Genomic DNA, 20,016 nt, shown 5'->3' with positions numbered 1-20,016 from the left:
GCCAAGGATTATAGCCGGGAAAGGACGAGCGCTAGGTCCCTCGCGGTTTGGCGCGGGCGGTGGCCGCAGCGAGCAGCGGATTTTCCGGCCAGACATGGCGGGGATAGCGGCCGCGCATGTCGGTGCGCACATCGGCCCAGGAGCCGCGCCAGAAGCCGGGCAAGTCACGCGTCGTCTGGATCGGCCGGTGCGCCGGCGACAACAGCTCAAGCGTTAGCGGCACGGTGCCGTTGGCGATTGCCGGATGGCGGTCAAGGCCGAACAGTTCCTGCACGCGGATCGCCAGCACCGGCCATTCGCCGTCATAGCGGATCGGCACATGGCTGCCGGACGGCGCGTCGAAATGGGTCGGCGCCAGTGTGCCGATCTTGCGCTGCAAATCATGCGGCACCAGCGCCATCAGGCCTGACGACAGCACGCCGGGTTCGATGGCGGCGAAGGACGCCTTGCCCGACAGGAACGGCAGCAGCCAGTCGTCGAGGCGTTCGAGCAGGGCGGCTTCCGAAACATCGGGCCAAGGCGCGCCGAGGCCGCGATGCAGCCAGCCAAGCCGTTGGCGCAGCGTCTCGCCGTCCTTGCCCCATTCCAGCAGCGACAGGCCGTGCTCGCGCAAGGCATCCAGGATGGCGCGGTCGGCGTCTGTTCCAGTTGGTGCGGGCAGCATGCGCTCCGACAAAGTGATGGCGCCGAGCCTGGCGGTCTCGCGCACGCGCACCGCGCGCCGCTCGCGGTCGAAGCTTGTCTCGCGGCGAGTCTCGATCCTGTCGGAGAGTGCGGCGCGGATGTCGGCCTCGTCGACGGCTGCCGCCGCCGTGATGCGGGCATTTTGCGCCTTGCCTTGCAGATCGGCGACGACCAGCCAGGTCTCACCGGCCAGCGGATCGGCGGCGTCGAGCATGGCGCCGGAGCCGTTGGCGAGCACGAAACGCCCGCGCTCGCCGCGCGCTCTGGCGACACGGTCCGGCCAGGCGTGGATGAGGAGAAGACCGGCAGAAGCGGTTTCGCTGCTCTTGGCGCCGCCCGCCTGCTTCGCCAATCGCCCGGCAAGCTGCCTTGCCGCAACGGCGCGCGGTGACTTTTCCGTGCGGAAGCGCATCAGGCGCCGTTCGAGGTCGGCGCCGTCGCCGCCAAGGCCACGCTCGGTGAGCAGGACGGCTAGCATCGCAGCTTCGAGCGCGTGGCCGCCGCCAGCGGCTTCAGCGACCATGTGTGCGAGCCGCACGGGCAGCGCCAGCTTGCGCATCGCGCCGCCTGCCTCCGTCAGCCGTCCGGCCGCGTCGATGGCGTGCAGCGCCGTGAGCAGCGCCCGCGCCTCGTTAAGCGCGGGAATGGGCGGCGGATCGAGGAAGGAGAGACTTGCGGGATCGGCGACGCCGAAGGCGGCGCAATCGAGCAGCAACCCGGACAGATCGGCTTCCAGAATCTCGGGCGGGGTGAACGCGGGAAGGGCCGCCGTCTGCTCGGCCCGCCACAGCCGAATGGCGACACCTGGCTGCGTGCGTCCGGCGCGACCGGCGCGTTGATCGGCCGACGCCCTGGAAACACGCACCGTCTCCAGCCGGGTCAGGCCGCTCGCCGGCTCGTAGCGCGGCAGCCGCGACAGGCCGGAATCGATGACGACGCGCACGCCGTCGATGGTAATCGAGGTCTCGGCGATCGACGTCGCCAGCACCACCTTGCGGCGACCGGGCGGCGCCGGCTTGATCGCGGCGTCCTGCGCCGTGTTGTCGAGCTGGCCGTAGAGCGGCACGATGTCGGTGTCGGCGCCGAGGCGGCCCTGCAGCCGCTCGGCGGTGCGCTCGATCTCGCGCTGGCCGGGCAGGAAGGCGAGCACGCTGCCGCTCTCCTCGGCAAGGGTGGAGCGGATAGCCTTGGCCATGGCGTCTTCGACGGGAACGCCGGCCGGCCGTTCGTCGTATCTGACATCGACGGGGAACGCACGGCCTTGGCTTTCGATCACCGGGGCGCCGGACAGGAGTTTCGCGACGCGCGCGCCATCGAGCGTTGCCGACATCACCAGCAGCCGCAAATCCGGCCGCAGCGCGCCCTGCACGTCGAGCGCCAGCGCCAGGCCGAAATCGCCGTCGAGCGAGCGCTCGTGGAATTCGTCGAAAATCACCGCCGAGACGCCGGGCAACTCCGGATCGTCGAGGATCATGCGCGCCAGCACGCCTTCGGTAACGACGAGAATTCTGGTCCGTGCCGACGTGCGGTTTTCCATGCGCAGGGCATAGCCGACGGTGGCGCCGGGCTCTTCGCCAAGCAATTCCGCCATGCGGCGGGCGGCGGCGCGGGCGGCGAGGCGGCGCGGTTCGAGCAGGACGATCTTGCCGGCGACCAGCCAGGGCGCATCGAGCAGCGCCAGCGGCACCAGCGTCGTCTTGCCGGCGCCGGGCGGCGCCACCAGGACGGCGCTGTTGCCGGAGCCGAGCGCCTGGCTCAGGGCCGGCAGCACGGCGGATACCGGAAGCTCCGGCAAGGATCTCGTCGTCATTGCGTCCGCATATCAGCGGTCACTATGGCCATGCAACCGGATCAAAGCCTCGTGCGCGCAAACGGGTTCCAGCGCACCGTGCCCAGCCGCACCTCCTCGCGCACCATGGTGAGCAGGCCGGACGCGCCAACGACGGCCAAGCCGACCAGCGATATCCAGTCCGGATACTCCTGGAAGAACAACGCACCGAGGATCACCGCCCAGACGATCTGCGAATAATGCGTCGGCGCGATGCGGTTGGCCGGTGCGTGTTTGGCGGCCAGCAGCTGCAGCAATTGGCCGCCGGCGGTAAAGGCGCCGCCCAGCACCAGCCACAGCAGCTGCATGGCGTTGGGGAGGGTGAACGATGTGGCGATGGTGCCGGCCCCGTTGAACAGCAGCCCGTAACCGATGAGCACGCCGAGCATGGTGGTGCGCTTTTCCTGCTGGGCGAGCGACCGCATCAGGATGACGCTCGCCGCGGCAAGGAAGGCCACCGTGAAGGCGGCAAGGTGTCCGAGATGCAACTCGCGAAAACCTGGCCGCACCACCAGCATGACACCTGCAAAGCCGGCAACCACCGCCAGCCAGCGCCATGGACCGACCTTTTCTTTCAGGATGACGGTCGAGAGAATGGTAACGCAAAGCGGCGCCAGGAAGATCAGTGCATAGGTCTCGGCCAGCGGAATGGTGGTGAAGGCGTAGACGCTGAGCACGCCCGAGGCGATGCCGGCCCAGGCGCGGGCCTGCACCGCCCATGGCCGCCCGGTGCGCCAGAAGTCGCGCCAGCGCTCATCGACTGGGCGGCTGAAAAACAGGAAGCAGCCGGCAAACAGCGTGATGAAGAAGCCGATCTCGAAGACGGTGAACTGTCCGCCAAGGCTCTTGATAACGGCATCGCTGCACGAATAGCTTGCATAGGCGATGAGGGCGAGCAGGATTCCGTTCGTCACGTTTTTCCATTTCCGGGGAGAGTGCAGTGAAGGTATTGGCGCTCGGCGCGCATCCCGACGACATCGAGATATTCATGTTCGGTACGCTGGCTGCCTATGCCACGCAAGGCGCAGAACTGACTTTTGCCGTGGCCACGGATGGCGCCAGGGGCGGCATGGGCGACCCGAGCGTTTTGGCTCGTGTCCGCCGCGACGAGGCGGCGGCCGCTGCGGCGCTGCTCGGCGCAACCCTTCGCTTTCTCGACTTTCCCGACGGCGAACTGGTGGCTGATGCGGCACTGATCGCTTCGCTGAAAGCGCTGATACGCGAGACCGCGGCGGATCTGGTTATCGCGCATGCCCCCAACGACTATCACGCCGACCATCGTGCTTTGTCGGACGGCGTGCGCATCGCGGCCTCGTTCGGCGTCCCCGTGCTGCATGCCGACACGATGGGCGGCACCGGCTTTGCGCCGACGCATTACGTCGACATTTCCGCCTACGGCGATATCAAGACGCAGGCGATCCGAGCGCACCAGTCGCAGTGGCCGGAGCAATATGTCGACAGAGCGCGCGTCCAGAATGAGTTTCGCGCCGGGCAATGCAACAGCGTTCCCGGCTCCCTGGCCGAGGCCTTCCGATTCGAGCCGACATTTCCCTTCGCCGACATCCGCGCGCTGCTGCCGCCCGCGCCCCCTGTTCGGCCGGTGACGCCGCAGACGAAAATTATAGGCGACCCCGGCTAAGCAACTTCCGGGCGAGCCGTCCGGCAATCATTTCCCAACGATTTCAATCGCCGTTTCGCCATGTTGCGGCGCAGCGACGAATTCGCTTGCCTTGTTTAGTAAAAATTGCATCACTAAACAAATTACTAAACATCTGCGGCGCACCGCGCCGCCCTGGCGACGCATAGCGCGCCGTGTTTAGCCCCTCGGAGGAGCGAGGGTTGAGGGGTTCTTGAAACGGCCATCCGGGCGCGTTTCGCAAATGGGAGGAAGGCATGAAATCGAGCTTGAAACTGGCGTTGGGGCTGGCCTCGGCGATTACCGCGTCGACAGCCGTCTCGAACGCGGCGCACGCTGAAGACCTGACGCTTTGCTGGGCCGCCTGGGATCCGGCAAACGCGCTGGTCGAACTGTCCAAGGATTTTACCAAGGAAACCGGCATCGGCATGAAATTCGAATTCGTGCCGTGGACCAACTATGCCGACCGCTTCCTCAACGAGCTCAACTCGCACGGCAAACTTTGCGACCTGATCATCGGCGACAGCCAGTGGATCGGCGGCTCGGCCGAGAACGGCCACTACGTCAAGCTGAACGACTTCTTCGACAAGGAGAAGATCAGCATGGACGACTTCGTGCCGGCAACAGTCGTCGGCTATTCCGAATGGCCGAAGAACACGCCGAACTACTGGGCGCTGCCGGCCATGGGCGACGTCGTCGGCTGGACCTACCGCAAGGACTGGTTCTCCAAGCCGGAACTGCAGAAGGAATTCAAGGAAAAATATGGTTGGGACCTCGGCCCACCGACCACCTTCGACCAGCTGAAGCAGGTCGCCGAGTTCTTCCAGAAGCGCGAGATCGACGGCAAGACCGTCTATGGCGCTTCGATCTACACCGAGCGTGGCTCGGAAGGCATCACCATGGGCGCCATGGACGTGCTCTACAGCTACGGCTTCCAGTATGAAAACCCCAAGAAGCCCTACGAGATGGAAGGCTTTGTCAATTCGCCAGACGCGGTCAAAGGCCTGGAGTTCTACAAGTCGCTCTACGATTGCTGCACGCCTCCGGGTGCCTCGAACAGCTATATGGGCGAAGGCGTCGACGCCTTCAAATCCGGTCAGGTGGCCATGCACATGAACTTCGCCTTCACCTGGCCCGGCCTGCAGAAGGACGAGAATGTCGGCGGTGACAAGATCGGCTACTTCGTCAATCCGAAGGGTCCCGGCGGCGCCCAGTTTGCGCAGCTTGGCGGCCAGGGCATTTCGGTCGTGTCCTATTCAGACAAGCAGGAATCGGCGCTGAAATACATCAAGTGGTTCGCCAACAAGGATGTGCAGGCCAAATGGTGGTCGCTCGGTGGCTATTCCTGCCTGAACGCGGTGGTCAAGGACCCGGCCTTCCCGTCCAGCCAGCCCTATGCGCAGACCTTCCTCGACTCGATGGCGATCGTGAAGGACTTCTGGGCCGAGCCGAGCTACGCACCGCTGCTGCAGGCGTCGCAGAAGCGCTTCCACGACTATGTCGTTGCCGGCCAGGGTTCGGCCAAGGACGCGCTTGACGGCCTGGTCAAGGACTGGACGCAAGTGTTCCAGGACGACGGCAAGATGTAACCGGACCAACGGCTCCTCCCGAGCCTGACCCCAGAGGCGGATGATTTTCAGGCCGAATCGACCAGAAATCGTCCGCCTCGGGCTAAAAAGAGAGAGAGCATGATGTCGTCCGAAAACCGCTCCACACTTTTCGGCATCATGCTCTTGGTCCCGTGCCGCCCTTGGCACGGGACGCAGTTCAGATAAATTCATGATAGAGACGACCCACGTGACCGAAGCAGGACTCACCATGCTCAATCGGACTGCGGAGAACGTTGCCCGGGCGACCCCGGAGCCGTTGGCCCGCAAGGTCCGGGGGATCAGCGACAAGGGCCTCGCCTGGCTGTTCATCTCGCCGACGATCCTGTTGCTCTTGGCCATCAACATCTTCCCGCTGTTCTGGGCGATCTACCTGTCCTTCACCAACTTCCGCGCGAACCGCCCGAACGAGGTGGTGAAAAACCTCGGCTTCGCCAACTACCAGCGCATCCTCGGCGACCAGGACATCTGGATCGCCATGCAGACGACGGCGCATTTCGTGTTCTGGACGATCCTGCTGCAGACGCTGATCGGTTTCACGCTGGCCTGGCTGATCGACAGGAAGTTTCGCGGCCACGCCTTCTGGACGACCATCATCCTGGTGCCGATGATGCTGTCGCCGGCGGTGGTCGGCAATTTCTGGCGTTTCCTCTACGAGCCGCAGATCGGCCTGTTCGCCTACGCCATCTCGTTCGTCACCCGGATACCACCGACCGACATCCAGATGCTGTCCAACGTGTCGCTGGCGCCGTGGTCGATCATCATCGTCGACACCTGGATGTGGACGCCCTATGTCATGCTGATCTGTCTCGCCGGCCTGCGATCCATCCCCGAATACATCTATGAGGCCGCCGAGGTCGACCGCGCCTCCAACTGGCGGCAGTTCTGGTCGATCACGCTGCCGATGGCGCTGCCCTTCATCATGCTGGCGGTGCTGTTTCGCGGCATCGAGAACTTCAAGATGTTCGACATGGTCAACCTGCTGACCGGCGGCGGGCCGGGCTCGACCACCGAGGTCGCGTCGATCACGCTGAAGCGGCAGGCATTCGAGAGTTGGCGCACCGGCTATTCCTCGGCCTTCGCCATCATCCTGTTCGTCGCGGTGTTCGGGCTGGCCAACATCTACGTCAAGGCGCTGAACAAGGTGAAGCAGAGATGAGCCTGACCACTGCCCATTCGGTCGTCGCCCCCTCGGCCAATTCGAAGCGGATCGCCGGCACCATCATCGTGCTCTACGCGCTGATCTCGATCGTGCCGCTGCTGTGGATCTTTGCCACCAGCTTCAAGACGCCGCCGGATTCGATCGCCTATCCGCCCAAAATCCTGTTCCAGCCGAGCATCGAGGGCTATTGCAACCTGTTCACGACGCGTACCAGGCAAACGCCCGAGTACATCAACTCGCTGGGACCCGCGACCAGCTTCTGCGACGAGACTTCGCGCAAGCGCAACATGGTGATTGCCGGTCCGTCCAACTTCCTGCCGCGCTTCGTCAATTCGCTGATCATCGCCTTCGGCTCGACCTTCTGCGCGGTCTTCCTCGGCACGCTGTCGGCCTATGGCTTCTCGCGCTTCAAGGTGCCGCTGGCGGACGACCTTCTTTTCTTCATCTTGTCGACGCGCTTCATGCCGCCGATCGCGGTCGCCATTCCGATCTACCTGATGTACCGCGAGCTCGGCCTGTCCGATACCGCGCTGGGCATGATCCTGCTCTACACCGCGGTCAACGTGTCACTCGCGGTGTGGCTGCTGAAAGGCTTCATCGACGAGATCCCGCGCGAGTATGAGGAAGCGGCGATGATCGACGGCTATACCAGGCTGCAGGCCTTCTGGCGCACCGTGCTGCCGCAGGCGGCCACCGGCATCGCCGCGACCGCCATCTTCTGCCTGATCTTCGCCTGGAACGAATATGCCTTCGCCGCACTCTTGACGTCCGGCACCGCGCAGACCGCGCCGCCCTTCATCCCGACCATCATCGGCGAAGGCGGCCAGGACTGGCCGGCGGTGGCGGCCGGCACGACGATCTTCCTGGTGCCGATCCTGGTTTTCACCGTCCTGCTTCGCAAACAATTGCTGCGCGGCATCACTTTTGGGGCGGTGCGCAAATGATTGATGTGCCAGGTCGACCCCCACTCCCTCGAGCTTCGCTCGACACCTCTCCCCCGATCGACGGGGGAGAGGAAGGACGCGAACTTCATTCAGCCAGGCTCCCTTCCTCTCCCTCCGGAGGGGGGAGAGGTGGCGCTGCGAAGCAGCGACGGAGTGGCGGAACCACCTGGCAACCATCTCTCCCCTTCAACGGGGAAGGGAGGAACTCATGACACACCCCACTATCTCCAAAAAATCATCCTGGCCTCGCTGGGCCCGGCGCGGCCTCATGGAAAATATCGCCACGACGCTGATCGCCATTGGATTCCTGATGCTGTTCCAGCCCTTCGCGCTGGCGCTCTACACCTACTCCTTCATCACCATGCTCGCCGGCACGGTGATGTTCATCATCGTCTCGAAATTCCCGGAATAATCATGGCCGAAATCCGCGTCCAACATTTGAGAAAGGCCTTCGGCGATTTCGTCGCCGTGCAGGATTCCAGCTTCGTCGTCGAGGATGGCGAGTTCTTCGTGATGCTTGGGCCGTCAGGCTGCGGCAAGACGACGACGCTGCGCATGATCGCCGGGCTCGAACTGCCGACCGGCGGCCAGATCCTGCTCGGCGGCGAGGATGTCACCATGCGCCGGGCGCGGGAGCGCGACATTGCCTTCGTCTTCCAGCTGTTCGCGCTCTATCCGCATATGAATGTGCGCAAGAACATCGGCTTCCCGCTTCTCGCGCAAGGCATGCCCTCGGCCGAGATTCGAAGCCGTGTCGAGGAAACGGCGAAGCTGCTGCGCATCGACCATCTGCTCAACAAATCGGTCTCGGGCCTTGCCGGCGGCGACCGCCAGCGCGTGGCGCTCGGTCGCGCCATCGTGCGACGGCCAAAATGCTTCCTGATGGACGAGCCGCTCGGCACGCTCGACACCGAATTCCGCGATCTGATGGTGCATGAGCTGCGCGAGCTGCACAACCGCATCCACGCCACCACCGTCTATGTCACGCACGACCAGATGGAAGCGATGTCGATGGCCGACAAGATCGCCGTCATGAACCATGGCGTCATCGAACAGTTCGGCAGCCCGCGCGAAATCTACGACCGCCCGGCAACCATGTTCGTCGCCGACTTCATCGGCTCGCCGCCGATGAATTTCCTGGGCTTCGGTGGCGGGCTGGCGAAGGGGGCGAAGGAAATCGTCGTCCAGGGCGCCAAGGTGGCGGTGCCGGAAGTGCGCGAGGAAATTGCGCCCGCCGACATGGCGCTCGGCATCCGTCCCGAGCACATCCGTTTCGACGATGCGTCGAAACTGCGCGGCGCCATCTACGGCACCGAATATCTCGGCACGACGCAGATCGTGGCGGTGGAGACGGCGGACGGCATCATCAAGGCGCGGGTGCCGGCCGAAATCCGGCTCGCTGCCGGCGATCACGTCGGGCTGACGTTGAACAGCGCGCGGCTGTCGCTGTTCGACAAGGGCTCGGGTCGGGCGGTGCGCACCGCGATCCACGATACCGCCTCTCAAGGGAGAGCGCAGCATGGCTGACGTGCACATCAAGGGCGTGACCAAAAGCTTCGGCGACCATGTCGCCGTCGATGGCCTCGACCTTAACATCGCCGATGGCGAATTCGTCGTGCTGCTCGGCCCGACCGGCGCCGGCAAGACGACGACGCTGAGATTGATCGCCGGACTGGAGCGGCCGGATGACGGCACGATCCATATTGGCGGCCACGATGCGACGACGCTGTCGCCGGCCGAGCGCGACACCGCTTTCGTCTTCCAGCAATATTCGCTCTACCCGCATCTGTCGGTCTACGACAACCTCGCCTTCCCGCTGCGTTCGCCAGCGCGGAAAGTACCGGAGGACCAGATTCGCCGCCGCGTCGAAGAGGTGGCGAAGATGGTGCGCATCCACCACAAGCTGAACAACCGCTCGACCAAGCTTTCGGGTGGCGAAATGCAGCGCGTCGCCATTGGGCGCGCGCTGGTGCGCAAGCCGTCGATCTATTTGATGGACGAGCCGCTGTCGTCGCTCGACGCCAAATTGCGCGCCGATCTCAGGCTCGAACTCAAGCGCATCCAAGCCGAGCTCGGCGCCACCATGCTCTATGTCACGCACGACCAGATCGAGGCGATGACCATGGCGGACCGCATCGGCATCCTCAACAATGGCGTGCTGGTGCAGATCGGCACGCCGCGCACCATCTATTCCGAGCCGGCAAACCTTCATGTCGCCGCACGGCTCGGCCAGCCGGCGATCAATCTGCTGCCAGCGGGACTGCTGCCTGATGGTGGGGCGCCGACCGGAACCAAGACCATCGGCGCGCGCACCGAGCATCTGTCGATCGAGAAGACCGCAAACGGCCATGCCGACGGCGTCGTCGACTGGGTCGAACATCTCGGGGACCAGAACCATCTGCATGTTACGGTCGGCCCGAAGAAACTGGTGACGCTCACCGACCCCGATACGGATCTGGCCGAGGGCGACAAAGTGGTGATCCGCTACCGCTCGCCACTTTATTTCGGCGCCGACGGACAAAGACTGATGTGAGGTTTTCGGTGTCTCGCCAAGGGCACGGCACCGGCTTCTGATTGACGAATACAGGACGAATTCGATGAAGCACTTTTTCAACCGCAGGGAAACGATCGTCACCGAGGCGCTGGACGGGCTGTTGCGGACTATCGGTTCCGGCGATCTCGCGCGCCTCGACGGTTACCCCGAGATCAAGGTCGTGCTGCGCGCCGACTGGGACAAGGCGAAAGTTGCCGTCGTCTCCGGTGGCGGCGCCGGACACGAACCGTCCCATGCCGGCTTTGTCGGCAAGGGCATGCTGACGGCGGCGGTTTCGGGCGAGATCTTTGCCTCGCCCAGCGTCGAGGCGGTGCTGGCGGCCATCCGCGCGGTGACCGGCCCCGCCGGCTGCCTGCTGATCGTCAAGAACTACACCGGCGACCGGCTCAATTTCGGCCTGGCGGCCGAGAAGGCGCGCGCCGAGGGGTTTCGCGTCGAGATGGCGATCGTTGCCGACGACATCGCCCTGCCGGGTATCAACCAGCCGCGCGGCGTCGCCGGCACCTTGTTCGTGCACAAGATCGCCGGCCATTTGTCGGAGACCGGTCAGGACTTGGCAGCCGTTGCTACAGCCGCTCGCGCGGCGGCGAAGGACATCGTCTCGCTCGGCATGTCGCTGTCGTCCTGCTCGATCCCCGGCCAGCCACATGAAGAGCGGTTCGGCGAAAATGACGGCGAACTCGGCCTCGGCATCCATGGCGAGCCGGGCGTCGAGCGCATCGCGGTGCAAAGCGCCGACAAGCTGGTGGCGATCATGGCGGAGCGGCTGGCCGCGCGGCTCGACCCGAACGCCAGCCACGCGTTGCTCATCAACAATCTCGGCTCGGTGCCGCCGCTTGAGATGTCGCTGGTCGCCAATGCCGTGCTGGCCTCGCCGCTGGCCAAAACCGTCAAACTTGCGATCGGCCCTGGACCGCTGATGACGGCGCTCAACATGAACGGTTTTTCGCTGTCGCTGATCAAGCTCGATGCGGCGCGCGAGGCAGCCTTGCTGGCGCCTGTCGGCCCACATGCCTGGATGCCGGCCAAAACCGTCGTCGCGCCGGCTATCGTGCCTATGGCGAAAGCGGCTGGAAACAGCGCAGCCCAAAGGGCCAGCCAGGATTCCGGCACCAGGCGTTTGATCATCACGGTCTGCGAACGGCTGATCGCGCTCGAAGAGACACTGAACGGGCTCGACGCCAAGGCGGGCGATGGCGATACCGGTTCGACGGTTGCGACCGGCGCGCGCAGCGTGCTGGAACGGCTCGATGCGCTGCCGCTGGCCGACCCTGCCGCCACGCTTGCGGCTATAGGCGATAATCTGGGCGTCGCAATGGGCGGCTCCTCAGGCGTCTTGCTGTCGATCTTCTTCACGGCGGCGGCTCAGGCTTCGAACGGCGGAGCAACCCTGTCCAAGGCGCTGCTTGCCGGGCTTGACCGGATGACCTTCTATGGCGGCGCCAGGGTCGGCGACCGCACCATGGTCGATGCCTTGGAGCCGGGGCTGAAGGCGCTCGATGCCAAGGGGCTGGATGCCGCGGCTACAGCGGCACGGCACGGCGCCGAGGCGACCGCGGCCATGGAGAAGGCGAAGGCCGGGCGCTCCGCCTATGTCGGCACCAAATTGCAGGGCGTAGTCGACCCTGGCGCCCATGCCGTGGCCGAAGTGTTCGCGGCCGCCGCCGCGCTGCATGCAACGGCCTGACGGCATGCTTAGATTGTCGAATGAAAACTCTTGCGATACTGCCGGCAGGATCGAAACCGGGAATCTGGACATGGCAGCGTTCGACCTTGCCAGGCTGATCACCGCCGCCGCGGACACGATCGCCGCTCACTCGGAAGAGTTGACCGCGCTCGACCAGGCGATCGGCGACGGTGACCATGGGCTGAACATGAAGCGCGGGTTTGAGGCCTTGCGTGCCGATGCCGAGGCGTTTTCGGCCAAGCCGCTGCCCGAGGCGCTGAAGGCGATCGGCACCAAGCTGGTGATGACGGTTGGCGGTGCATCCGGGCCGCTCTTCGGTACATTGTTCCTGGCGCTGGGCAAGGAGATTTCGGGAGAGCCGGATCGTGCCAATCTGGCGGCTGCTTTCGGCAAGGCAATCGAAGCTGTGGCCGCCAGAGGCAAATCCCAGGTCGGTCAAAAGACCATGCTCGATGTGCTGCAACCTGTGCAGGACGCGTTGGTCGAAGGAAAGACGGCCATGGAAATTGCAGATATCGCCGACATGGCTGCCGAGGCGACCGTGCCGATGAAGGCAACACGCGGTCGCGCCTCATTCCTCGGCGACCGCTCAATCGGTCATATGGATGCCGGCGGACGCTCTGTGGCGCTGCTGGTGCGGACCGTCGCCGAAACCGTCGAGGGCCAAGCATGAGCAATGTCGGCATCGTCATCGTCTCGCATTCCCCGCTGGTTGCCGAAGGCACGGCCGACATGGTGCGGCAGATGGTGGGCGACGAAGTGCCGCTTGCATGGTGCGGCGGAAACGGCCATGGCGGGCTCGGCACCAGCGTCGAAGCGATCATAGGCGCCATCGACAAGGCGTGGTCGGAGGCGGGCGTCGCCATACTGGTCGATCTCGGCGGCGCCGAGACCAATTCGGAAATGGCGGTGGAAATGATCGGCGAGCCGCGGGCGCAGAAGATCATCGTCTGCAACGCGCCGATCGTCGAAGGCGCGGTGATGGCGGCGACCGAGTCCTCCGGCGGCGCCTCGCTGAAGGAAGTGGTGGCGACGGCGCATGAATTGTCGCCGTCGTGAGTGAACGGGAATTTTGACCTGATGTCCGCCTTTGCCGAAGCGACCGTCCTGATCACCCACGAGGTAGGTCTGCACGCGCGCCCTTCGGTGAAGTTCACCAAGCTTGCCAAGAGCTTTGCGGCCGAGGTGGAGATTGCGCTTGCCGCCAACGGCCCATGGTTCGACGCCAAGAGCATCGTCAAGGTGATGGCGGCCAGGGCGCCGAAAGGCACCATGCTGCACATCCGGGCCACAGGCGACGGCGCCGATGATGCCGTGAGAGCGCTGGCCGAGCTGGTGCGACGCGGTTTCGACGAGGATGCGGGCCATGCCCGAACCGCTTAGGCTGCAAGGCATTTCGGCCTCGGCCGGCTATGCCGAGGGGCCGTTGTTCAACCTCGACAACGGCACCGCGCACTACACGGGCAAGGCGAGCGCCGCGGACGAGAAGGCCGCATTGGAAGCAGCTATCGCCAGCGCGACGGACCGGCTCGCGACCCTGATCGAAACCGCCGATGACGAGGCCGCCGGCATTCTCGAATTCCAGCTCGCCATGCTTGGGGACGAGGCACTGACCGGCCCGGCTTTTGCCGCGATCGCGTCCGGCATGCCGGCTGACATGGCCTGGCGACAGGCGCTGGACGCCGAGATCTCCGGCTACGAAACGTCAGACCAGGACTATTTCCGGGCTCGCGCCGCCGATATCAGCGATATCCGCGACCGCGTGCTGCGCGCCCTTACCGAGGAGCAGGAGAGCGCTCCACCAGCGGGCGCCATTCTCTATGGCGAGGACATCGCGCCGACGCGCTTTCTCGAGACCGACTGGAGCACCGGCGGCGGCATCGCGCTGAGGGCCGGCAGCGCCGCCAGCCACGTCGCCATGCTGGCGCGCTCGCGCGGCGTGCCGATGGTTGTGGGGCTTGGCGCTTCGCCGGCTAATCCCGTCGGTCTGGCTCTGCTCGATGCGGAGCATGGCGGTATCGTGCTTTCGCCGACCACGACCGAGATCGAAGCGTTCCACCGGTCCTCGTCCTCGTTTGTGGCACATCGAGACAAGGCCGGAGTCTATCTCGCGAAACCGGCGGTAACCCGGGCCGGGACGACAGTGCGCGTGCAGGTCAACATCGCCGATCTGTCCGAGGTCTACGGCATCGACATTTCGACCTGCGACGGGGTCGGGCTGATGCGCACCGAATTCCTGTTCGGCAAGGCGCCGCCGGACGAGGAGACGCAATACCAGGCCTATCGCAAGGTGCTGGAATGGGCAGGCGACAAGCCGGTGACCATCCGTACCGTCGACGCCGGCGGCGACAAGCCGGTGCCGGGCTTCACCGTCGAGGAGAGCAACCCGTTCCTCGGGCTGCGTGGCATCAGGCTGTCGCTGGCAAGGCCGGAGGTGTTTCGCGTACAGATCCGGGCGCTGCTGCGCGCGGCGGTGCACGGCAATCTGAAGGTGATGTTTCCGATGATCGCCGTCGCGGAGGAATACCAACGCGCCGCCGCTCTGTTCGTGGAGGAGCAGGCCGGGCTTGCCGCGCGCGGCATCGCGCAAAAAATGCCGCCGCTCGGCATCATGGTCGAGGTGCCTTCGGTGGCGATCGCGCCGGAGGCGTTCGCCGATGTCGCCTTCTTCTCGATCGGTTCGAACGATCTGACCCAATATGTAATGGCGGCTGCCCGCGATAACGCAGCCGTGGCGCATCTTAATTCTGTCCGCCATCCCGCCGTGTTGCGGCTGATCGGCTCGGTTGCCGCTTTTGGCCTGCGCGCGAAAATCCAAGTCAGCCTGTGCGGCGATGCCGGCGGCGATCCGGCATCGATCCCGGCACTGCTCGAGGCCGGCCTGCGGGATCTCTCGGTGGCTCCCGCCCAACTCGCCATGGCCAAGGCGGTCATCTCGGATGCATCGGTCTAGGATGACTGAGATGGCCGACAAGACACCAGAAGCCGGCTCCGAAGAGGCGATCCGCGCCTACAAGACGATCCTGTCGCAGGTCATCGACCAGCGACCGTCGGGTATGCGACAACGCCTTGCCGACGCGCTTGGCAAGCACCGCAGCTTCGTCACCCAGATTTCCAGCGCGGCCTATTCGACCCCGATCCCGTCAAAACATCTGCCGGCTATTTTTTCGGTCTGCCATTTCAGTCCGGCCGAGCGCGATCAGTTTCTGGCTGCCTATCATCTGGCGCATCCCGGCAAGATGTCGGTTGCGGCAGGCATGCGCAAGACCCGGCATGTCTCGCTGATCGTGCCCGATTTCGGCGACGACAAGCAGAATGCAGCGCTCGACAAGGCGATCAACGAATTCATCCAGAAGATCACCAGCATCACCGGCAGGAGTGGCGGCTGATCGTGTTGTGTCGGGAGGACACATGAAGAAGTTTATGAATTCCGTCGACACGGTGCTGACCGAAAGCCTCAACGGCTTCGTTGCAGCTAATGCCGACATCCTGGTGCTGGGCGAGGAGCACAAATTCATTCGCCGCAAGGTGATGAAGCCGGGGAAGGTGGCGCTGATCTCGGGCGGCGGTTCCGGCCACGAGCCGTTGCATGCCGGCTTTGTCGGTCACGGCATGCTGGACGCCGCCTGCCCCGGCCAGGTCTTCACCTCGCCAACGCCGGACCAGATACTGGCGGCGGCCGCCGCCGTCGATACCGGCGCCGGCTGCCTGTTCATCGTCAAGAACTATGAAGGCGACGTGATGAATTTCGACATGGCCGGCGAAATGGCCGACGGCGTCCTGCAGGTGGTGATCAATGATGACGTCGCCGTCGAGAATTCGTCCTTTACGACCGGCCGGCGCGGCGTCGCCGGCACGCTGGTGGTGGAGAAGATCGTCGGCGCCGCCGCCGAGCAAGGCATGGCGCTGGCGGATCTCAAGGCGCTCGGCGGTCGCATCAACAGCGCGACGCGTTCGATGGGCGTGGCGCTGACCAGTTGCACGGTGCCGGCGGCCCGCAGGCCGACCTTCGAGATTGGTGATGGCGAGATGGAATTCGGCGTCGGCATTCATGGCGAGCCCGGCCGGCGTCGCGACACGTTGAAAAGCGCCGATGCGATCGCCGAAGAGATTTGCGCCGCGATCCTGGGCGATCTCGGCGACAGGGCGAAAGGCCCGGCACTGTTGTTCATCAACGGCTTTGGCGGCACGCCGCTGATGGAGCTCTATCTGATGTACAACAGCGCCCGAAACATCTTCGAAAAACAGGGCGTGACGGTGACCCGCTCGCTGGTCGGGTCCTATGTGACCTCGCTCGACATGGCCGGGTGCTCGATCACGCTGACCGTGCTGGATGACGAGGCAACGTCAATGTGGGACGCGCCGGTGCACACAGCCGCGCTGCGCTGGGGACTGTAACGGAGGGGCCTTGCCCATATCCCGAACAGGCGGCTTATGAACTTGCCTTAGCCTGCGGGACCGACGGACCGTTACCCGCAGTCACGCCGACAGATTGCCCGCCTGCAGCGCGGCCTGCCTTGCGGCCGACCGCTCCGGCTTCATCCAAACCGAAGCCGTAGAAGTCTTATTGCGGTATCGGCAGCGACGGCCCGGCCACCACGCTGGACAACTTTCCTGCCTTGCGCAGCACGGGCGCTTCATACTTTTTCTTGGTCATTCCAAACACCCTTTTCCGTCCAGTGCAAAAGAATGGACCGAAACCGTGGAAAGTCAATTCATGAGCTGGTTCTGCCACCACACGCTGGCTTCATGCATGCTTTTCTGCGACATACGCTCCTCTGAGTTGGTTGACGCAATTCCGGACGGGAATTGCTGATGTGGGCGAACGCAATCCGGGTTTGATGCTGCCATCTCTTGCGCCTGCCGATGAAAAACTGCTGCTGACCTTCGCCGACCCGGAGGCGACGGTTGCCATTGGCCGTGACGTTGCTGCCGAAAGCTTGCTGGCACTGCTCGCCAATGCCGAGTTCCACGGCGTGCTGCCGATCATGCTGCGCAAGCTCAGCGAGATCGGCGACGCCCAACTGCCTGCGGACGCAGCCTTGCGGCAAAAGCTGTCGGAACTGCGTGATCGCTCGACGCTGGCGACCGGCCAATCGATGCTGCTGCAGTACCATGGCGACCGCATCATGAAGGCATTGGCGGCGAAAAATGTTCCGGCCCGCATCGTCAAGGGTCCGGTCTTCGCGCGCAAACTTTACCGCCACGCCGCCGACCGGCCGTTCACCGACATCGACATTCTGGTCGAGCCGGCCAGCATCATTGAAGCCAACACGGTGATTGCCGGATGCGGCTTTGAACTCTGGAGCGAGGAGACGCAGTCGCAGGATCTGCAGGAGTTCAAGTGGCTGGAGAAGGAGAATACCAGCCTGCTGATCGAACTGCACGGCAACCTGGTGCATGATTCCGGCATGCGGCGGCGGCTGTCGCTGGGCTTTCGCGAATTGCAGATCATCGACGGCGGCGAGGCCGACACGCCGGCCGCGCTGCTGACCATCGCCATTGTCCATGCCGCGGGCGGGCACAAGTTCCACCGGCTGCAGCTTTGCGTCGACGTGCTGCAGGGCGTGCGCGCGCTGCGGTCGCCCGCGGATGAGGAGCGGCTGTTCGAGGCGGCGCGCATGAGCGGCATCGAGCTTGAGCTGGCGACGGTTCTCAATGTGACGGGGCGGCTGTTTGATGCACCGCGCGCGATCAAACTGGCCGACCGCATCAAGCCCGACCTCTCAATATTTTTGGCCAAATGGCTGATCACCGGCGATACGCTGCTCGGCGTCAATTCCAGGGACAAGATGCATTCGCGCCTGCGCCGCGACGCCTTCCGCTGGATCCAGCGGCTCGCCAGGCCAAAGTCGCGTTTTGCCTGAACTTGCCGCGCCGGCCGTCAGTCCGGCGCCGGCAGCGCGGCGCGGATCAACGGTGACGCCTCGGCCGGTTTTTCGCCGACTTCCAAGGTAAAGGTCGGGACGGCTTTGACCAGCGTTGCGATGGTTGCCATGCGGCGCTTCTGCGCCGGCAAAAGGCCGGTCATGCCGGTCCTGACATTGTCGGTGGCAAGCGCCACCATGGCGTCTGTCCTGGTCATGGGGACGAGCCGGGTTTGCGCGTCCGCCGAGCGGGCGAGATGAAGCAGTGCCGCAACCGGTCTGCCGACAGTCTCCTCGATGCGGATGATCTCGGCGAGACGTTCCAGCGAGACGGCCTGCTCGCCATTGGCGTCCCATTTGTCGCCAAGGCAAGGCGCCACGAAGGGCAGCATTGCCGCCGTGTGGCGGTGGACCTTCACCTTGCGCGGCAAGCCCCAGGCCGTGATGCCGCCGCCGGCCAAAATCTTGAGGATCATGGCGTCATCAGAGCACAGGCCGAAGCCTTGCGACGCCAGCGCCAGCGACGTCGTCGACTTGCCGGTGCCGCTCGGCGCATGGATCAGCACCAGCGCCTCTCGGCCGGGCAATGTCAGGCCGGCGGTGTGCAGCATGTGCTGGTCGCCGGCATCAAGTGCTGCATCCAGCACCATCATCAGCACCGTCCATTTGACCTTGGCATCGGGATGGACTCGTATCTCGGCCCAGCCTCCATCGGCATTGATCGAGACGGTCTGCAGGCCGGGAAAGACCAGATGAACGGTGCCGCCACCGTCGATCAGCCGGCAATGGCCGTCCTCCGGCACGTCGCCGTCGAAAGCGAGTTTTCCGGCAGGCAATTCCGGTAACTCCCGCGTCTCGACGATGTCGACGCGGAAATCGGGCTCGGCCGGCCCGCTCACGCGCAACGTGCCGAGCATGAGGTCGAAGCTCGGCCAGAGATCGGCCCGCGAGGCCGATATGCTGATGACCTGGCCCTGGAGATCATAGCAGAAGGTGGTCGCCGGACCGGTCAAGCAGCGTGCGCCTTTCCGGCATCGGCGTGATGGCGATAGATCTGCACCATGCCGGGGAGGCTGTCCGAGACCACTGGGCGGCCATCGAGACAGACCCAGCAATGGGCAGACATACGCGGCGCCTGCATCGACTTCGGATCGACGCCGAAGCGCAGATCCGGATCGAAGCCGGCAAAGCGCAGGAAGCGGTGGGCGAGCAGGCCCTCGCGCAGGCATCTGCGGTCGCGCATCAGCCAGGGGTGCCGGACGGTCCGGTTGACGGCAGCGACGATGTAGGCTGACGACAGGCCGCGATAAGGGGTGGGTGCGCTGAGCGGCGCCCATTTCAGCACCGATTCGAAGCTGCGGCGGCCGATCAGGGTCGGCATCAGCCGCGCGCTTGCCCATAAATGGACACGAAACAAAGCGCGCAGGAGAACGCCGTCCACCATCAGGGAGCCGGGTCGGCGAGAATGCCTTCGCTCACCAGTTCGGCGGCCAGCGCCGCCATGTCCTGGTCGAGCGTGCCCTTGTCGACCTCGAACTCGTCGGACAACAGGACGACGATCTGGTCGAGGCTGCGGGCGCCGTCCACCTTGTCGAGAAAGGCTTCGGTGGTGCCGTTGCAGGTGTAAAGCTGGCCGCTGCGCGCCAAGAGCACGACGGCGCCATCGCCGACATGCTGGACCGAGGCGTCGTCCGCCAGCCGCAGAACCATTTCAGAACCGATTTGGGCCATGGAGCCCCTCCACCATTTTCCTGGAGAGCAGATAGCGCGGCGATGCGGGTCTGTCCATTGCGCGGGCGAGAGGGAGAACAGGCAGGCCCGACCGTTCTGTGGCAATCCGGCAACGCCAAAATCCTCACGACACACGCAACCGAAGACGGCGGAGACATCCAATCCTGAGCTGTGGTAACTTCCACATTATTCAGGGTCTTAAAACAGGGAAGCACCCCAGAAATAGTCGGTGATTGCAGCTGGTAATGACCGCCGCAAACCGTCAAGCCGGCTATCTCGCAGGGTCAAGGTCTTGCTTTTCTTATCTAAAGTAAGC

At 64.5% G+C, this 20,016-nt stretch carries 20 protein-coding genes; 15 read left to right on the top strand and 5 right to left on the bottom strand.

The annotated features are described in order from the left end of the window. Positions 1 to 31: 31 nt before the first annotated feature. Both hrpB and NKK52_RS28020 read right to left on the bottom strand, forming a co-directional pair. A complete protein-coding gene (hrpB, locus tag NKK52_RS28025) occupies positions 32 to 2,494 on the bottom strand; it encodes an ATP-dependent helicase HrpB (protein ID WP_023745214.1) in 2,463 nt (820 codons plus the stop codon). Between the two features lie 41 nt (positions 2,495 to 2,535). Next, positions 2,536 to 3,426 carry a DMT family transporter gene (locus tag NKK52_RS28020; RefSeq protein WP_023684199.1) on the bottom strand — a complete coding sequence of 297 codons (891 nt, stop codon included), beginning with the start codon at positions 3,424 to 3,426 and terminating at the stop codon, positions 2,536 to 2,538. 26 nt (positions 3,427 to 3,452) lie between these two features. On the opposite strand from NKK52_RS28020, the gene NKK52_RS28015 reads away from it, so the two are divergent. The 15 genes from NKK52_RS28015 (at position 3,453) to NKK52_RS27945 (ending at position 17,969) form a co-directional block, all read left to right on the top strand. Beyond that, positions 3,453 to 4,151, top strand: a complete 699-nt coding sequence (locus tag NKK52_RS28015) for a PIG-L deacetylase family protein (protein WP_023684200.1) — start codon at positions 3,453 to 3,455, stop codon at positions 4,149 to 4,151. 254 nt (positions 4,152 to 4,405) lie between these two features. Next, a complete protein-coding gene (locus NKK52_RS28010; protein ID WP_023684201.1) occupies positions 4,406 to 5,737 on the top strand; it encodes an ABC transporter substrate-binding protein in 1,332 nt (443 codons plus the stop codon). Between the two features lie 229 nt (positions 5,738 to 5,966). After that, positions 5,967 to 6,914, top strand: coding sequence for a carbohydrate ABC transporter permease (locus NKK52_RS28005; protein WP_031198535.1), 948 nt, complete (start codon positions 5,967 to 5,969; stop codon positions 6,912 to 6,914). Next, positions 6,911 to 7,861, top strand: coding sequence for a carbohydrate ABC transporter permease (locus NKK52_RS28000; protein ID WP_023684202.1), 951 nt, complete (start codon positions 6,911 to 6,913; stop codon positions 7,859 to 7,861). Before NKK52_RS28005 ends, NKK52_RS28000 begins: the two co-directional genes overlap by 4 nt. Before the next feature lie 208 nt (positions 7,862 to 8,069). Continuing rightward, positions 8,070 to 8,273 carry a hypothetical protein gene (locus NKK52_RS27995; RefSeq protein WP_023684203.1) on the top strand — a complete coding sequence of 68 codons (204 nt, stop codon included), beginning with the start codon at positions 8,070 to 8,072 and terminating at the stop codon, positions 8,271 to 8,273. A gap of 2 nt (positions 8,274 to 8,275) precedes the next feature. Further along, positions 8,276 to 9,388, top strand: a complete 1,113-nt coding sequence (locus NKK52_RS27990) for an ABC transporter ATP-binding protein (protein ID WP_023684204.1) — start codon at positions 8,276 to 8,278, stop codon at positions 9,386 to 9,388. Further along, complete coding sequence (locus NKK52_RS27985) at positions 9,381 to 10,394, top strand: ABC transporter ATP-binding protein (protein WP_023684205.1); 1,014 nt, start codon at positions 9,381 to 9,383, stop codon at positions 10,392 to 10,394. The genes NKK52_RS27990 and NKK52_RS27985 overlap by 8 nt, the downstream gene beginning before the upstream one ends. Positions 10,395 to 10,458: 64 nt before the next feature. Beyond that, positions 10,459 to 12,102 (top strand): dihydroxyacetone kinase subunit DhaK, encoded by a 1,644-nt coding sequence (locus tag NKK52_RS27980; RefSeq protein WP_023684206.1) that lies wholly within the window; start codon positions 10,459 to 10,461, stop codon positions 12,100 to 12,102. A 70-nt stretch (positions 12,103 to 12,172) separates the two neighbouring features. Beyond that, complete coding sequence (gene dhaL / locus NKK52_RS27975) at positions 12,173 to 12,775, top strand: dihydroxyacetone kinase subunit DhaL (RefSeq protein WP_023668780.1); 603 nt, start codon at positions 12,173 to 12,175, stop codon at positions 12,773 to 12,775. Next, on the top strand, positions 12,772 to 13,161 hold the full coding sequence (gene dhaM, locus NKK52_RS27970) for a dihydroxyacetone kinase phosphoryl donor subunit DhaM (protein ID WP_023668781.1): 390 nt from the start codon (positions 12,772 to 12,774) through the stop codon (positions 13,159 to 13,161). Before dhaL ends, dhaM begins: the two co-directional genes overlap by 4 nt. A 21-nt stretch (positions 13,162 to 13,182) precedes the next feature. Further along, the gene (locus tag NKK52_RS27965) at positions 13,183 to 13,485 is read left to right on the top strand and encodes an HPr family phosphocarrier protein (RefSeq protein WP_023684207.1); all 303 of its coding nucleotides are present in this window, start codon (positions 13,183 to 13,185) and stop codon (positions 13,483 to 13,485) included. Then, positions 13,469 to 15,055 (top strand): phosphoenolpyruvate--protein phosphotransferase, encoded by a 1,587-nt coding sequence (gene ptsP / locus NKK52_RS27960; protein ID WP_023684208.1) that lies wholly within the window; start codon positions 13,469 to 13,471, stop codon positions 15,053 to 15,055. The genes NKK52_RS27965 and ptsP overlap by 17 nt, the downstream gene beginning before the upstream one ends. Before the next feature lie 10 nt (positions 15,056 to 15,065). Further along, complete coding sequence (locus tag NKK52_RS27955) at positions 15,066 to 15,491, top strand: hypothetical protein (RefSeq protein ID WP_023668784.1); 426 nt, start codon at positions 15,066 to 15,068, stop codon at positions 15,489 to 15,491. Between the two features lie 22 nt (positions 15,492 to 15,513). Then, positions 15,514 to 16,500 (top strand): dihydroxyacetone kinase subunit DhaK, encoded by a 987-nt coding sequence (gene dhaK, locus NKK52_RS27950; protein WP_023684209.1) that lies wholly within the window; start codon positions 15,514 to 15,516, stop codon positions 16,498 to 16,500. Between the two features lie 443 nt (positions 16,501 to 16,943). Then, a complete protein-coding gene (locus NKK52_RS27945; RefSeq protein ID WP_023684211.1) occupies positions 16,944 to 17,969 on the top strand; it encodes a nucleotidyltransferase family protein in 1,026 nt (341 codons plus the stop codon). Positions 17,970 to 17,986: 17 nt separating this feature from the next. Here NKK52_RS27945 and NKK52_RS27940 read toward each other — a convergent pair whose 3' ends face one another. From NKK52_RS27940 to NKK52_RS27930, 3 genes are read right to left on the bottom strand one after another with little or no spacing between them, the layout of a single operon-like run. Next, positions 17,987 to 18,982 carry a phosphoenolpyruvate carboxykinase (ATP) gene (locus NKK52_RS27940; protein WP_023684212.1) on the bottom strand — a complete coding sequence of 332 codons (996 nt, stop codon included), beginning with the start codon at positions 18,980 to 18,982 and terminating at the stop codon, positions 17,987 to 17,989. Then, positions 18,979 to 19,413 (bottom strand): lasso peptide biosynthesis B2 protein, encoded by a 435-nt coding sequence (locus NKK52_RS27935; RefSeq protein WP_023668789.1) that lies wholly within the window; start codon positions 19,411 to 19,413, stop codon positions 18,979 to 18,981. The genes NKK52_RS27940 and NKK52_RS27935 overlap by 4 nt, the downstream gene beginning before the upstream one ends. Continuing rightward, on the bottom strand, positions 19,413 to 19,700 hold the full coding sequence (locus NKK52_RS27930) for a PqqD family protein (RefSeq protein WP_023684213.1): 288 nt from the start codon (positions 19,698 to 19,700) through the stop codon (positions 19,413 to 19,415). The genes NKK52_RS27935 and NKK52_RS27930 overlap by 1 nt, the downstream gene beginning before the upstream one ends. Between the last annotated feature and the right edge of the window lie 316 nt (positions 19,701 to 20,016).

The sequence above is a fragment of the Mesorhizobium sp. C277A genome (genome assembly GCF_040324395.1).
Classification (GTDB): Bacteria; Pseudomonadota; Alphaproteobacteria; order Rhizobiales; family Rhizobiaceae; genus Mesorhizobium.
This window is presented reverse-complemented; position numbering and strand designations above follow the sequence as displayed.